Origin of the sequence: Roseobacter denitrificans OCh 114, from assembly GCF_000014045.1 — a bacterium.
In the GTDB taxonomy this organism is placed as follows: Bacteria; Pseudomonadota; Alphaproteobacteria; order Rhodobacterales; family Rhodobacteraceae; genus Roseobacter; species Roseobacter denitrificans.
In genome coordinates, this window is the sequence record NC_008209.1 from 3,335,304 (window position 1) to 3,348,341 (window position 13,038).

A 13,038-nucleotide genomic window follows, 5' to 3' on the forward strand; every position below is an offset into this window, starting at 1 on the left:
AGGAAAAAACATGTTTCGTATCCTTCTTGCCGCTTTTGTTCTGGTTGCATCGACACTGACCGCAGCGGCCTTTGAAACCAGAGCCAGTGCTGCTTTTGTAATGGATCAGACCACCGGCACCGTGCTGCTCAATAAAAACGCCGACGCGCCCTTGCCGCCGGCCTCCATGTCCAAACTGATGACGCTTTACATGGCATTCGAAGCCGTGCGGCGCGGCAAGGCCGACGGCGGGCTGGACCTAAATGAACGCTTGCCCGTGTCCGAACATGCGCAGTCCTACGGCGGCTCCAGCATGTTCTTGCGCTCCGGCGAGACGGTCAGTGTCGAGGATTTGCTGCGCGGCATCATCGTCGTGTCAGGCAACGATGCCTGTGTGGTCATCGCCGAAGCGCTTTCGCCTGATGGAACGGAATACGGCTTTGCGCGCATGATGACACAGCGCGCGCAACAGCTTGGTATGAACAACTCCGTTTTCATCAACGCCAGCGGATGGCCGCAAACCGGGCATGTGATGTCGATGCGCGATCTTGCCATTCTGGCTGACCGGCTGATCACCGATTTCCCAGAATTCTACCCGATGTTTGCGGAGACCGAATTCCCCTTCGACAACCGTGTGCCCAGCAACAGCCGCAACCGCAACCCGGTGCTGACCATGGGTATTGGCGCGGACGGGTTGAAAACCGGCCACACGCAAGAGGCCGGATACGGTCTTGTCGGCTCGGCCAAGCAAGGTGATCGGCGGATCATCTTTGTCATCACCGGGTTGGAGACGACAGCGGCGCGCGCGCAGGAAAGCCAGGCCATCGTGAACTGGGCCTTCAGACAATTCGCCATGCGCGACATTGGCAAGGCAGGTCAGGAATTTGCCAAGGCGGACGTCTGGATGGGCAGCAGCCCGCAGGTCGGGCTGGTCGCAGCCGAGGACATGAGCGTGTTGATGCCCGCCCTTGCGGAGCGTGAAATCGAGGCCGAGGTGGTGTTTACCGGCCCGATCGAGGCACCAATCGCCAAAGGGGACCCGCTGGGAGAGCTCGTGTTCACTCCTGAGGGTCTGCCGGAAATGCGCCTGCCGCTGGTGGCGGATCAAGACGTGCCGAGTGGCGGTTTTGTCACCCGCATGATGACGGCAGCCATGGTTCTGGTCACGACGCTGATACAGGGGCCAGAGGAACAGTCGTGATATCGCGCACCCGCGACACCGGGTTTTTCATCACCTTTGAGGGCATTGACGGGTCGGGCAAATCCACCCAATCCAAAAGGCTTGCCGCCCATTTGCGCGCAAGCGGCCACGAGGTCGTCGAAACCCGCGAACCGGGTGGCTCTCCGGGGGCGGAGGAAATCCGCGCGCTTGTCTTGCAGGGTGATCCCGACCGCTGGTCCGCCGAGACGGAGATCCTTTTGTTTACAGCCGCGCGGCGCGACCATATGGAGCGGTTGATCCTCCCTGCCCTGGCGGATGGGAAAATCGTCATATGTGACCGGTTTGCCGATAGCACGCGCATGTATCAGGGCCTGTCGCGCGGCGATCTGCGACAGGTCGTGGACACGCTGCATGAGCTGATGATTGGCCGCGAACCCGACCTCACCGTGCTGATTGATATGGACCCGGCCATCGGGCTGTCCCGGGCGCTGTCGCGACAAACCGCTGACGAGCGTTTTGAAGCCTTTGGCGAGGATTTGCAGACGAGGATGCGCGCCGGTTTTCTGGCACTGGCGCAGGAGTTCAAAGCCCGCTTTCGCCTTGTGGATGGCGGGCGGGATGCCGACAGTGTCGCAGCGGAGGTGATCAAGATCGTCGATCAGGCGCTGGCATGACGGCCCCCGATCAAATTGAAGGCGCGCCGCACCCGCGCGACACGCCGCAGGTTTTTGGTCAAGCCACTGCCGAACAGGGGTTTCTGGACGCATATGCAACGGGACGCCTGCATCATGCATGGTTGCTCACCGGGCCGCGCGGTGTGGGCAAGGCGACGCTGGCATGGGCGATCGCGCGGTTTTTGCTGGCCACACCACCGCAAGAGGATGAGGGCCTCTTCGGTGCGCCACCCGCCCCCACAACGCTCGCGATCGACCCCGAACATCCCGTTGCACGACGGATTGCGGCCGGCGCAGAGCCCGGCCTGAAACATATCACACGGTCCGAAAACGAGAAAACCGGGCGCATGCGTGACGTGATCGCCGTCGATGACATCCGCGGCCTGTCGTCGTTTTTTCAACTCTCTGCCACGGAAGGCGGGCGGCGGGTTGTCATCGTGGATGCTGCGGATGAGATGAACCCGCAGGCCGCAAACGCCCTGTTGAAGATGCTTGAGGAACCCCCGGCGCGCGCCACGTTGATCCTTATCAGCCATCAACCCTCCGGCCTTTTGCCAACGATCCGCTCGCGGTGCCGGGTATTGCGCCTCGGCACACTGCAGCCGGAGGATATGGAAAAAGCGCTCACGCAGGCAGGAATTGATCCCGCCGGGCATGGGCCTGCACTGGCCGAGTTATCAGGCGGGTCGGTCGGGGCCGCCGTGCGGCTGTCAAACTTCGATGGCCTGAAAACATATGCGGAGCTTGTTCAACTGATCATCGCGCTGCCGCAGTTCGACCGGGCGCGCGCGTTGAAACTGGCCGAAGCAGCCGCCGCGCGCGGGGCTGAGACGAAACGCGATCTGCTGTTCGTGCTGCTCGATTTGCTCATGTCGCGTCTGGCGCGCGCCGGGGCAACGGGCCTGCCCCCTACGGTCGAGGCCACGCCCGGCGAGGCGGCGACCTTGATGCGCCTGTCGCCCGACCCTGCTGCCGCGCGGGCCTGGGCCGAAATCGCGCAGGAAACAAGTGCGCGCGCGCGCCATGGCCTTGCGGTGAACCTTGACCCTGCGGCTCTGGTCCTAGATACCCTCATCAAGATCAGCCAAACACGTGTGGCCTAGCACACGATGCGCGGCGGCAGTATTGAGCAGACCATGAGCACGCAACCACATATCACCGACAGTCACTGCCACCTCGATTTCCCTGATTTCGAGGGACGTATCGACGAGGTTGTGGCCAATGCCGCAGAGGCTGGCGTCATGCGCATGGTGACGATCTGTACCAAACTCAGGAACGAGCCCGCCGTGCGCGCCATCGCCGAGGCACATGCGCCGATCTTCTATGCCGCCGGAACGCATCCGATGAGTGCGGCAAGCGAACCGCTGGCGAGCGTCGAGCAACTGATCACCCTTGCCAAGCATCCGAAATTCGTGGGGATCGGCGAAACCGGGCTGGATTACCACTATACCGCCGAGAGTGCGCAGGTGCAGAAAACCTCGCTCCGCATTCACATTGATGCCGCACGGGAAACCGGCTTGCCGCTGATCATCCACGCGCGTGATGCCGATGAGGATATGGCCCGCATCCTGCGCGAGGCCTATGATCAGGGTGCCTATACCTGCGTGATGCATTGCTTTTCATCCTCTGCCGCGTTGGCCAGAGTCGCGCTTGATATGGGGTTCTATCTGTCGATGTCGGGCATCACGGCCTTTCCCAAGTCGCAGGCCCTGCGGGATATTTTTGCCGCCGCCCCGATCGATCGTATTCTGGTGGAAACCGACGCGCCCTATCTGGCCCCCCCACCCCACCGGGGCAAACGCAACGAACCGGCTTACACCGCCCATACCGCGCGGCGCGCTGCTGAGACCTTTGGGATGGACTACAGCGAATTTGCAGCGCAACTTGAGTTGAATTTCGACCGGCTGTTTGCCAAAGCCGCAGCCTATGAGCTTGCCGCGTGATGGATCAAATGGAGTTCACCATATTGGGGTGCGGTTCTTCCGGCGGTGTGCCACGTCTGGGCGGCCTTTGGGGCGATTGTGACCGGCATAACGCAAAGAACCGGCGGCGCCGCTGTTCCTTGCTGGTGGAGCGTATTGGCCCGGATGGCCGCACAACGGTGCTGATTGATACCTCCCCCGATCTGCGCGAACAGCTGCTGAGCGAAAACATCGGGCGGCTGGACGGGGTCGTCTATACCCATAGCCACGCGGATCATGTGCACGGCATTGATGATTTGCGCATGATCGTTTTCAACATGCGCGCGCGCCTGCCGGTCTGGGCCGATATCCCGACCAAGGACGCGTTGATGCAGCGGTTTGGCTATGTGTTTGTACAGCCCGAGGGGTCGAATTATCCCCCGATCCTCGACATGAACACGATTGACGGGGATGTGACGATTGATGGTGCCGGTGGCCCGGTGACGCTCTCGCCGTTTCTGGTGGGACATGGCGGTATGGACGCACTGGGGTTTCGTATCGGCGACGTCGCCTATCTGCCGGATGTGGCGCAGATACCCCAGGGCGTGTGGCGCAAACTGAACGGGCTGGAGTGCTGGATCGTGGATGCGTTGCGGCGCGACCCGCATCCGACGCACTCCCATCTCGCGCAGACCCTCGAATGGATCGAGCAGGTGAAACCAAAATCTGCCGTTTTGACCAATATGCATATTGATCTTGACTATGAAACCGTGATGGCGGAAACGCCGGATCATGTACAACCGGCCTATGATGGCTTGCGGCTGACCTACCCCACGACCTGAGCCTCACCCTCTTTTACGCCCCCCTCGCCGTGAAGATACGCAGCGGCACAACGAGGCACCATGCAAACCCTTCTTGATGTCATCCTGCCCGTCTTTCTCGTAATCGGGTTCGGGTATGTGGCTGTGTGGAAGGGGCTTTTCCCGATCTCAGGCATTGATGGGGTCATGCGCTTTACCCAAGGTTTCGCGATCCCCTGCCTGCTGTTCAAGGCCATCGCGGAAATTGATCTGGGCAGTTCGTTTGATCCCGGTCTGCTGGTCAGTTTCTATGCCGGGGCGACCACATGCTTTTTCGCGGGGATGACCGGTGCGCGCCTGTTGTTCAAACGCGACTGGGAAGACTGTGTGGCCATCGGCTTTTGCTGTCTTTTTTCAAATTCGGTGCTGCTGGGCCTGCCGATCACGGAGCGCGCTTACGGGGCCGAAGCGCTCACCGGAAACTTTGCCATTGTCGCGCTGCATTCGCCCTTTTGCTACGGCCTTGGCATCACCGTGATGGAGATCACCCGCAACCGGGGTAAATCCCCGCTGCTGATGGCCCGTTCAGTGGGGCGGGCGATGTTTCGCAACGGGCTGGTCATCGGGATTGCGCTGGGGTTTTTGGTCAATGTCACGGGGATGCCGATCCCCAGTGTGGTCAATGACGCGCTGTCACTGATCATTCAGGCGGCGTTGCCTGCGGCCCTTTTCGCCTTGGGCGGTGTGTTGATACAATACAAACCCGAGGGCGATCTGCGTGCCATTGCCATGGTTTGTGTCATTGCTCTGATCCTGCACCCGGCGCTGATGTGGGGGTTTGGTACCACGCTTTCCGTGCCTCCGGATGCGTTCCGCTCGGGCGTGCTGACGGCGGCCATGGCGCCCGGGTTCAATGCCTATATCTTTGCCAATATGTACGGACGCGCCCGACGGATCGCAGCATCATCCGTGCTGCTGGCGACGCTTGGGTCAATCCTGACCGTCTGGGTCTGGTTGATGCTGTTGCAGGGCGTCTGAGGCGCGCATCTGCGCAAAAAGCTGCCCCGGTGCATGTGGCGGGGCGCGCAGGCCGGCAAGGCGCATCATATGCCACGCCAAGACCTGATTGCTGCTGAGGACCGGCAGGCCAAGGCGCGTTTCGAGGGGGTCAATCACGTCCAGTGTGCGCAGGTTCGTGCAAGACAGAAACAGCCCGTCGACATCAGCATTTTCCATCAGGGTGATCGCAGCGCCTTGCACGGCGGCGGGATCTATGCGCACGACGTCGGCTTCGGTGCCGACGTCAAAGCTGCCGACCACATCCGTTGTGATACCGTTTTCGCGCAACGCCGCGCGTAAAGTATCAGACACTGCCGCAACATAGGGCGACAACAGCGCCAGTCGCTTCAGCCCGAGGTATTCGCAGGCTGCAAGCAGGCTTGAAAGCGGCTGCGTCACCGCGCGGGTCTCAAGACTGTCGCGCAGGCGCGCGGCGACCTTTTCGACCCCGATCTGGGCAGTGCCGGAGGTGCAGCCATAACCCATGACATCAAATTGCAGGCCTTGGGGAAAAAGCGCTGCAGCGGCACTCAGATACTGCTCCATCAAAGCCAGCGTGTCGCAGGTTACTTCACTGTCGGAAGGCACGCGGCTGACCATGAATTGCGCGTCAAAAGGCAGCAGGCGGCGCATGTCCCCCTCGATGGTTTCGTCGGATTGCAGCACGATCAACCCAAGCCGCGCGCCAACCGGCTCACTCAGGGTATATGAAAAGCGATGCGGGCTCATGGGCGCAGAACCGTCATTTCAGGACCCGCCGGCGTCGAGAGCCACTGCGCGCCGTCCTCCCGGATCACGATGTTTTCCTCATGCACAAGGATGCGCCCGTCGTCCAGATCAATACCCGGCTCCAGCGTCAGCACCATACCGGCCCGTAGCACCGTGTGATCCTGCGCGATCAGCGAAGGCGGTTCAGTCAGTTGCAGGCCAAGCCCGTGACCAAGCCGCCCCGCATCCGATCCGCCCTGCCCGTCCGTCACGATGTCATCCATCACCTTGAAAAGGTCAGCGGCGGTGCAGCCAGCCCGGGCGACGTCAAAAGCCGCCCGTGTTGCCTCGATCAGGCGCGCATGGGCCGAGATCGTTGCAGGCGACGGCGGCCCGATCGAAAAATTGCGGTCAAAGTCACAGAAATACCCATCATGCATCAATCCCGTGTCCAGCATCAGAACATCGCCCGCTTGCAACGGGTCGTCCGTTGCGGGCGAAATCACATCGCGCACCCCGCCCGGCCCCGCGCCCCCGGCCAGATAAGGCACCCAATCGGCCCCCTCGTCCAGACAGAGCATCTGAAACCGGCGGAACACATCGCGCAGGGCTATGCCCGCCGATGCGATCTCGGGCACGCGGGAAAAGGCGCGCTCCGCCACGCGGCAGGCGCTGGCAATACGGGCGATCTCCGCTTCCGATTTGACCATCCGCTGGGCGGCCATCAGATCAGCGTCATCCACAAAGGTTCGCCCCGTGGTGACGACCTGCAGGCGCTGCCAGTCCTGCAGAGGCATCCGCAGATGCGTACCCCCACCCCCGGGCACAGCGATACGCCCGCCCCTGGGGGCAACCTCGCACAGGGTTTCGGCCAGCAGTGACACCCCATCATCTTCGTAATTCGGCGCGCGCCAACTGCGGATGTCGCTGATCCATGTGGAGTGCATCAGCGCAACGCCGATAGACGGGATCACCGCAATCGGATCACCCTGCGCCGGGACAATCACGAACCAGGGCCGCGTCGGGCTTTCCCAAAACCGGGTCATGAAGCCCGTGATATAGCGCACATCCGCCTCGGTGGTGAGCAACAAAGCGGCGATATCGGCCTCGGCCATCCGTTTTTGCACCTGCTCTGTGCGCAGGCGGTATTCACCGTTTGAGAGCGGTGCGCTCACGCCGGTTCGGGTTCTTCGCTGAGGATCAGCAGCACCCGCGACGTCTCGTCCAGTTCAAGCGCCCCTGCCCCCGCCAGAAGCCCGGCGAGGCCAGCAGCCCCCGAAGGCGTCGAGGCGAACCCCTCCTGCGCTGCACGCGCCGCACCTTGTTGGCCTTCGGCTTCGGTAATCGTCATGAAACAATCGGCATCCCGCGCAAGGCTTTTGAGCGCGATCAGCGAGGGTTCCTTGCAATCCAGCCGACCCATGGCGGACACATCGCCCTGCGCAACAACCGGGCCACCCGCCGCAATGGAAGCAGCCAGCGCAGGCGCGTGCTCCGGTTCCACCACGACGATGACCGGCCCATCGCCCCAAACCTTGCGCGCATGCGCCGCCGCAGCACCCGCCAGACCACCAACACCGGCCTGCAAAAAGATGTGCGTCGGCACATGGGTCATCTGCGCAACGGCTTCGGCCATCAGGATCAGATACCCTTCCATCAGGCGATGCGGGCGGGTGCTGTATCCGGGCCATGAACTGTCTGACAGCAGGATATACCCCTGATCATCAGCGGCCTTTGCAGCGGCGGCCATACTGTCTTCGTATACCGCCCCCTCGCGCACCACCTGCGCGCCATGGCTGCGCAACCGCTCGGCAAAGGCCTCAGGCACCGTTTGCGCAATGTAAACGCAAGCATGTGCGCCAAAGGCCGCCGCCCCCGCCGCAACCGACAGGCCGTGATTGCCGGCACTGGCGGTGACATAGGTTTGCCCGCGCGCCTCGCCGGCCTGCGCATCACACGCGATCACATAGGCGGCCCCAAGTGCCTTGAAGCTTCCCAGCCCCATACGGCCCCGTTCATCCTTGATGTGAACGGATGACACTCCAGTCGCCTCGGCCAGAGCCGCCGCCGACTGCAACGGTGTTTCAGCGGCTTTGGGACAATGCGCCACCAGATCCAGCGGGGCGGCTGCATCCGCAGCGGTCCATGGCATATCAGTCAGGGCGGGGTGCGTCAGGCCTGAGCCTCGGTATGGGTTTTGAACGATTTTCATGCGCCCCATTGCTACGATAAACCCGCCGCGCGTCAATGCCCCCAAAAATTAAATCCGGTGGTGCAAAATCGCTGGCGGGAGCGGCAAGTCATGCTAACCTGCCGCATCTGAACGATTGGAACGCTGATGCCGGATCTGCCCTTCGCCCGCGCGGAATATGACATCCGCCTTGCCAAAACCCGCAGTGAGATGGCCCGCCGGGGCCTTGAGGCGCTCTTTGTCACGGACCCCTCCAATATGGCTTGGCTGACGGGCTACGACGGATGGTCGTTCTACGTGCATCAGGGGGTTCTCCTGACCCTCGAAGGCGAGCCGATCTGGTGGGGACGCGCGATGGACGCGGTTGGCGCTGGTCTCACTACCTATTTGGCTGCGGACAATATCCGAGGCTATGATGACACCTATGTCCAGAACCCGGACAAACACCCCATGCAGGACCTCGCGCGCCTGATCCGCGAAGAGGGCGCCGAGGGCTTTCGCATCGGGCTGGAGCTGGACAATTACTATTTTACAGCCGCCGCTTATCTGACACTGCAACAGGCCCTGAGCGGCGCAACATTTCAGGACGCCACGGGTTTGGTGAACTGGCAACGCGCCGTTAAATCAGACACCGAAATCGCATACATGCGCCGCGCCGCTGCCATCGTCGAGCATATGCATGACGTGATCCGGGAGCGGGCGGAACCGGGCATACGCAAGAATGACCTGATTGCGGATATCTATCACGCGTCGATCTCCGGGGCCGAGGGGCATTGGGGCGATTATCCCGCGATTGTGCCGATGGCCCCGTCCGGCATGGATGCCACCGCCCCGCATCTGACGTGGGACGACCGCCCCCTGCGCACCGGGGAGGCCACGTTTTTCGAAATCGCCGGGGCGCACAAACGGTATCAATGCCCGCAATCCCGCACGTTATTTCTGGGCAATCCGCCGCAAAAATATCTGGACGCGGAACAGGCCGTGCTCGAAGCGATCTGCGCGGGGCTGGAGCAGGCAAAACCCGGTAACCGGTGCGAGGACATCGCACGGGCCTTCAACACAACGCTCAACAAATACGGGTTTCAAAAAGACAGCCGCTGCGGCTATGCGATCGGCTTGTCCTATCCCCCCGACTGGGGCGAGCGCACCATGTCCTTTCGCACAGGCGACAAGAGCGTGCTGGAACCGGGTATGAGTTTTCATTTCATGCCCGCGCTCTGGCTGGATGATGGCGGTCTTGAGATCACCGAGCCGATTGTCATCACGCAAACCGGCGCCACCTGCCTGTGCAGCACGCCACGCGCCTTGGTCATCAAAGGGTAGACGGATGGGCGACACAGCGGTCCATTCATCGGTCGATTTCAATGCAGAGGGGGTGCAGCACGGGCACCTGCGCCTGCCCCATAGCCGGGATGACAGCGCGTGGGGGTCGATCCTGACCCCGATCTGCGTGATCAAGAATGGCGCAGGGCCCACGGCATTGCTCAGCGGTGGCAATCATGGCGATGAATACGAAGGGCCAATTGCCCTGCATCATCTGGCGCGCGATCTGGCACCGCATCAGATCAACGGGCGGGTGATTATCCTGCCTTCCATGAGCCATCCGGCCTTTCTGGCAGGCACACGCACCTCGCCCGTGGACGGGGTAAACATGAACCGGGCTTTCCCCGGCCGGGTCGATGGCAGCCCGACACAAAAGATGGCCGATTACGTCCAGCGTATCCTGCTGCCCATGGCAGATGTCGTGCTGGATTTCCATTCGGGCGGCAAGACGCTGAATTTCCTGCCCTTTGCAGCCTCGCACATCCTTGAGAACAAGGAACAGGAGGCCCGCTGTCGGGCGGCCCGTGATGCATTCAACGCGCCCTATAGCCTTGAGATGCGCGAAATAGATGCGCGCGGCATGTATGATCATGCGGCGGAAAGTCAGGGCAAGACCTTTGTCACCACGGAACTGGCCGGGGGCGGAACCGCGACCCCCGAAACGGTCAGGATTGCCCGGGACGGCTTGCGCAATCTGCTGATCCATGCTGGGATTATGGAGGGGACGCCGAGTCGCGCGCCCAGCATCCAACTGACACAACCCGATGATGCCTGCTTTCACTTTGCCCAAACCGGTGGCTTGGTCGATTTCAAAACAGGGCTCGGGCAGCAGGTCGCTTGTGGCGATCTGATTGCGGAAATCTGGGAGCCGGGCGCGACAGGACGCGTACCGTTGCAGGTGCTTGCGCAGCGCTCCGGCCTGATGATCGCGCGCCATCACCCCGGCCTGATCCAGCCAGGCGATTGTCTGGCTGTGCTGGCGGTACAAGTCGATGCCTGACCTTTAGGAAAAATCGACGCGCGCCCAGTCGTCAAACCGATTTTCTGCACTCAGATCCGGCAGCGGGCTGTTCAGATACCCATGCGCATAAAGCCTGAAAGGCACCTGCGCCGCACGGGCTGTTTCATAATCAACCGCACTGTCGCCCACATAGAGCGTGCCTGCGCGCTCCCCGCCCAGGGCGTCGATCACAGCCAGAAGCGGTGCGGGGTCGGGTTTTTTGGGAATATGCGGCTGCGCCCCTGCAATCACGTCAAAGTAGCCATCAAGCCCCATCAGGGCGCAAATCTCATTTGCCGGGCCATGCGGTTTGTTGGTGCACACCGCCATCGGTATGCCCGCCCCCTTCAGGCGGTCAAGACATTCAAGAACACCCGGAAAGGGCTTTGTCAGGTTCACCTTGTCCTTTGCATAGGCCTGCAGAAACAGGTCGAGCGCGCGCGCATGCGTGTGTGCGTCCGACCCGCCTGTGGCAACAAGACTGCGGGCAACGAGCTTTTCAACACCATTGCCGATGAAGCCGATGACCGTTTTCAAATCGAGCGGTGCGCGCCCCATCTGCCCCAGGGCGACGTTCATCGCCGCCCGCAGGTCCGGGGCGCTGTCGATCAGCGTTCCGTCAAGATCGAATATGATTTGCTTTGTCTCGGCCATCTTTTCCCCGACGATATCCTGCAGCGCACGCGCTACCCTATGGCGCTCCAAAGCCAGCAGCGCAAACAGGAAAGTAAAAAGGCCGCAAAAGATAAAACCGAGCGGATTGCGTTACAGGCCGGAAAACAGACCAACCAGTTTCGCCAGTTTCTTGACAAGGCGCGTGAGGTCATCAAGGCGCTCTGTCGCATCCTTGATGCGATCCGTTTCTTTCTTGATCTCGCGCGATGCCGCTTCAATTTCTTTCAACAGGGTCGAATTGGCAATTTCCAGATCGACCTGACGCAGACCACTCAGGGCATGGACCTTCATACTGTCGAGCAGCGCGTCGATATTGTCGGAATAGAGTTTCTCCGCGTCTGACCCCGGTGCCGCGTTGTTTCGGGATTCGATGTTGTAGCCAAGGTTGACCGCGATGGCGTTACGGGTTTGTTGCCAGGACCCCCAGTTGCTTAAACGCGCTTTGGACATTCAATATTCCTTTGTGATCAAAATGGGTCGGCGGACTCCGAAAGGAGTTTGACAAGCTTGGACAGTTCCACAATTGAACCTTGCAAGTCTTCTTTGCTGGCGCGGTCACGCGATGCTTTGGCCAGTTTGGCGTGTGTCTGGCCGATATTGGCATAGGCATCTCTGGCTGCGGCACTGCGTTTCAGCGCCGCCACCTCATCAAAAAGCCGGTCCTGCAAGCGCTGCACATCGCGCGTCGATGCGTTGTTGGCATAGGCCGACGCAAGCGCGCGTTCCGCACGTTCCACACGCTGCAGGGATGTGGTGACTTCGCTCAGCGTCAGCGCTTCGGAGGCGGCACTGAGCAACGCCGTGGCCTGCTGGATTTGCGGATCGACCGCCACGATGATTTCGCGCAGCTTGGAGGTGCGCGCGCCTGCAAATGTGGCCGTGCCGATGCCCCCGAAGGCCGCGCCAACCGCTTCAAACTGATCTTTCGTCCCTGCCCCGCCCAGCGCCGCGCTCAGGCCTTCGACAGATACGGCAAGATTGGTGAGCGAGGTATTGAACGCGGCCCCATCCTCTGATGCATCGGCGGCCAGGGCCGCAAGGTTCGCACCATATTCCCCCATGGCCTTGTTCAGCGCTGCGATGGAGGCAAAGCTCTCCGGGTTGTCTATTGGCGCACCATCCCGGCGCACCACTTTGCAATCGTCAATCGAAGACCCCGGCACAGCCAGCAAGGCACATTCCGGCGCATAGGCCAGTAATACGCCGTTTTGCGCAAGGTCCCCCCTGATGTCTGAAATCTGACTGTCCGACAACGTACTGAGCCGTTTGGTTTGAGCCTGCGCGGCGGCTTGTGTTGCGTCCCCAAAAGACGCCACAGACCCGCGATAGACAGGCGACGAACACCCCGCGACAGCTGCCAATGCCGCTATGGCCAAGATCACTCGAAATGTCATGATGTGTCCAATTCCTCTAACTTTATCAAAAAACCAAATGCCATCACGACCAGCGAAAACCGCGTCATATCAGCGTGGTGGCCCCCTGGCGCCTGCCGTCCACAGGCGCCGGGGCTGGCGCTGAAAAGGTCTTTTCGTCCAAATACAGTTCTACAATAGATGGAATGTTAGC

14 protein-coding genes are annotated in these 13,038 nt (G+C 61.2%); 8 read left to right on the plus strand and 6 right to left on the minus strand.

What is annotated here, in order from left to right:
• Positions 1–10: 10 nt before the first annotated feature.
• Genes RD1_RS15935 through RD1_RS15960 form a run of 6 tightly spaced genes read left to right on the plus strand, consistent with a single transcriptional unit; the run spans position 11 to position 5,554 of the window.
• Positions 11–1,180, plus strand: coding sequence for a D-alanyl-D-alanine carboxypeptidase family protein (locus tag RD1_RS15935; RefSeq protein WP_011569563.1), 1,170 nt, complete (start codon positions 11–13; stop codon positions 1,178–1,180).
• Entirely contained in the window at positions 1,177–1,815 is a 639-nt protein-coding gene (gene tmk, locus RD1_RS15940) for a dTMP kinase (protein ID WP_011569564.1), read from the plus strand. The genes RD1_RS15935 and tmk overlap by 4 nt, the downstream gene beginning before the upstream one ends.
• On the plus strand, positions 1,812–2,918 hold the full coding sequence (locus tag RD1_RS15945) for a DNA polymerase III subunit delta' (protein WP_011569565.1): 1,107 nt from the start codon (positions 1,812–1,814) through the stop codon (positions 2,916–2,918). The genes tmk and RD1_RS15945 overlap by 4 nt, the downstream gene beginning before the upstream one ends.
• Before the next feature lie 33 nt (positions 2,919–2,951).
• A complete protein-coding gene (locus RD1_RS15950) occupies positions 2,952–3,758 on the plus strand; it encodes a TatD family hydrolase (RefSeq protein WP_011569566.1) in 807 nt (268 codons plus the stop codon).
• Positions 3,758–4,558: an MBL fold metallo-hydrolase gene (locus RD1_RS15955; protein WP_011569567.1), complete on the plus strand. Its 801-nt coding sequence runs from the start codon at positions 3,758–3,760 to the stop codon at positions 4,556–4,558. The genes RD1_RS15950 and RD1_RS15955 overlap by 1 nt, the downstream gene beginning before the upstream one ends.
• 60 nt (positions 4,559–4,618) lie before the next feature.
• Positions 4,619–5,554, plus strand: coding sequence for an AEC family transporter (locus tag RD1_RS15960; protein ID WP_011569568.1), 936 nt, complete (start codon positions 4,619–4,621; stop codon positions 5,552–5,554).
• On the opposite strand, the gene RD1_RS15965 is transcribed toward RD1_RS15960, so the two are convergent.
• The 3 genes from RD1_RS15965 to RD1_RS15975 are packed head-to-tail and all read right to left on the minus strand — an operon-like array spanning position 5,507 to position 8,495.
• Positions 5,507–6,304, minus strand: coding sequence for a maleate cis-trans isomerase family protein (locus tag RD1_RS15965; protein WP_011569569.1), 798 nt, complete (start codon positions 6,302–6,304; stop codon positions 5,507–5,509). The genes RD1_RS15960 and RD1_RS15965 overlap by 48 nt on opposite strands.
• Positions 6,301–7,398: a M24 family metallopeptidase gene (locus tag RD1_RS15970; protein ID WP_050759145.1), complete on the minus strand. Its 1,098-nt coding sequence runs from the start codon at positions 7,396–7,398 to the stop codon at positions 6,301–6,303. The genes RD1_RS15965 and RD1_RS15970 overlap by 4 nt, the downstream gene beginning before the upstream one ends.
• Before the next feature lie 56 nt (positions 7,399–7,454).
• Complete coding sequence (locus RD1_RS15975) at positions 7,455–8,495, minus strand: pyridoxal-phosphate dependent enzyme (protein ID WP_044033503.1); 1,041 nt, start codon at positions 8,493–8,495, stop codon at positions 7,455–7,457.
• Positions 8,496–8,621: 126 nt separating this feature from the next.
• Here RD1_RS15975 and doeA point away from each other — a divergent pair, with 126 nt between their 5' ends.
• Positions 8,622–9,797, plus strand: coding sequence for an ectoine hydrolase DoeA (gene doeA, locus RD1_RS15980; protein WP_011569572.1), 1,176 nt, complete (start codon positions 8,622–8,624; stop codon positions 9,795–9,797).
• A gap of 4 nt (positions 9,798–9,801) precedes the next feature.
• Positions 9,802–10,797 carry a N(2)-acetyl-L-2,4-diaminobutanoate deacetylase DoeB gene (doeB, locus tag RD1_RS15985; protein WP_011569573.1) on the plus strand — a complete coding sequence of 332 codons (996 nt, stop codon included), beginning with the start codon at positions 9,802–9,804 and terminating at the stop codon, positions 10,795–10,797.
• Between the two features lie 3 nt (positions 10,798–10,800).
• Here doeB and gph read toward each other — a convergent pair whose 3' ends face one another.
• From gph to RD1_RS16000, 3 genes are all read right to left on the minus strand, one after another.
• Complete coding sequence (gph, locus tag RD1_RS15990) at positions 10,801–11,451, minus strand: phosphoglycolate phosphatase (RefSeq protein WP_011569574.1); 651 nt, start codon at positions 11,449–11,451, stop codon at positions 10,801–10,803.
• 111 nt (positions 11,452–11,562) lie between these two features.
• On the minus strand, positions 11,563–11,922 hold the full coding sequence (locus RD1_RS15995) for a hypothetical protein (RefSeq protein ID WP_011569575.1): 360 nt from the start codon (positions 11,920–11,922) through the stop codon (positions 11,563–11,565).
• A 17-nt stretch (positions 11,923–11,939) separates the two neighbouring features.
• Complete coding sequence (locus RD1_RS16000) at positions 11,940–12,866, minus strand: hypothetical protein (protein ID WP_011569576.1); 927 nt, start codon at positions 12,864–12,866, stop codon at positions 11,940–11,942.
• Positions 12,867–13,038 lie beyond the last annotated feature (172 nt).

Coding starts and splice junctions, on each gene's coding strand:
- RD1_RS15935 (WP_011569563.1), top strand. CDS start 11: ATGTTTCGTATCCTTCTTGCCGCTTTTGTTCTGGTTGCATCGACACTG.
- RD1_RS15945 (WP_011569565.1), top strand. CDS start 1,812: ATGACGGCCCCCGATCAAATTGAAGGCGCGCCGCACCCGCGCGACACG.
- RD1_RS15950 (WP_011569566.1), top strand. CDS start 2,952: ATGAGCACGCAACCACATATCACCGACAGTCACTGCCACCTCGATTTC.
- RD1_RS15955 (WP_011569567.1), top strand. CDS start 3,758: ATGGATCAAATGGAGTTCACCATATTGGGGTGCGGTTCTTCCGGCGGT.
- RD1_RS15960 (WP_011569568.1), top strand. CDS start 4,619: ATGCAAACCCTTCTTGATGTCATCCTGCCCGTCTTTCTCGTAATCGGG.
- RD1_RS15965 (WP_011569569.1), bottom strand. CDS start 6,304: ATGAGCCCGCATCGCTTTTCATATACCCTGAGTGAGCCGGTTGGCGCG.
- RD1_RS15970 (WP_050759145.1), bottom strand. CDS start 7,398: ATGGCCGAGGCCGATATCGCCGCTTTGTTGCTCACCACCGAGGCGGAT.
- RD1_RS15975 (WP_044033503.1), bottom strand. CDS start 8,495: ATGAAAATCGTTCAAAACCCATACCGAGGCTCAGGCCTGACGCACCCC.
- doeA (WP_011569572.1), top strand. CDS start 8,622: ATGCCGGATCTGCCCTTCGCCCGCGCGGAATATGACATCCGCCTTGCC.
- doeB (WP_011569573.1), top strand. CDS start 9,802: ATGGGCGACACAGCGGTCCATTCATCGGTCGATTTCAATGCAGAGGGG.
- gph (WP_011569574.1), bottom strand. CDS start 11,451: ATGGCCGAGACAAAGCAAATCATATTCGATCTTGACGGAACGCTGATC.
- RD1_RS15995 (WP_011569575.1), bottom strand. CDS start 11,922: ATGTCCAAAGCGCGTTTAAGCAACTGGGGGTCCTGGCAACAAACCCGT.
- RD1_RS16000 (WP_011569576.1), bottom strand. CDS start 12,866: ATGACATTTCGAGTGATCTTGGCCATAGCGGCATTGGCAGCTGTCGCG.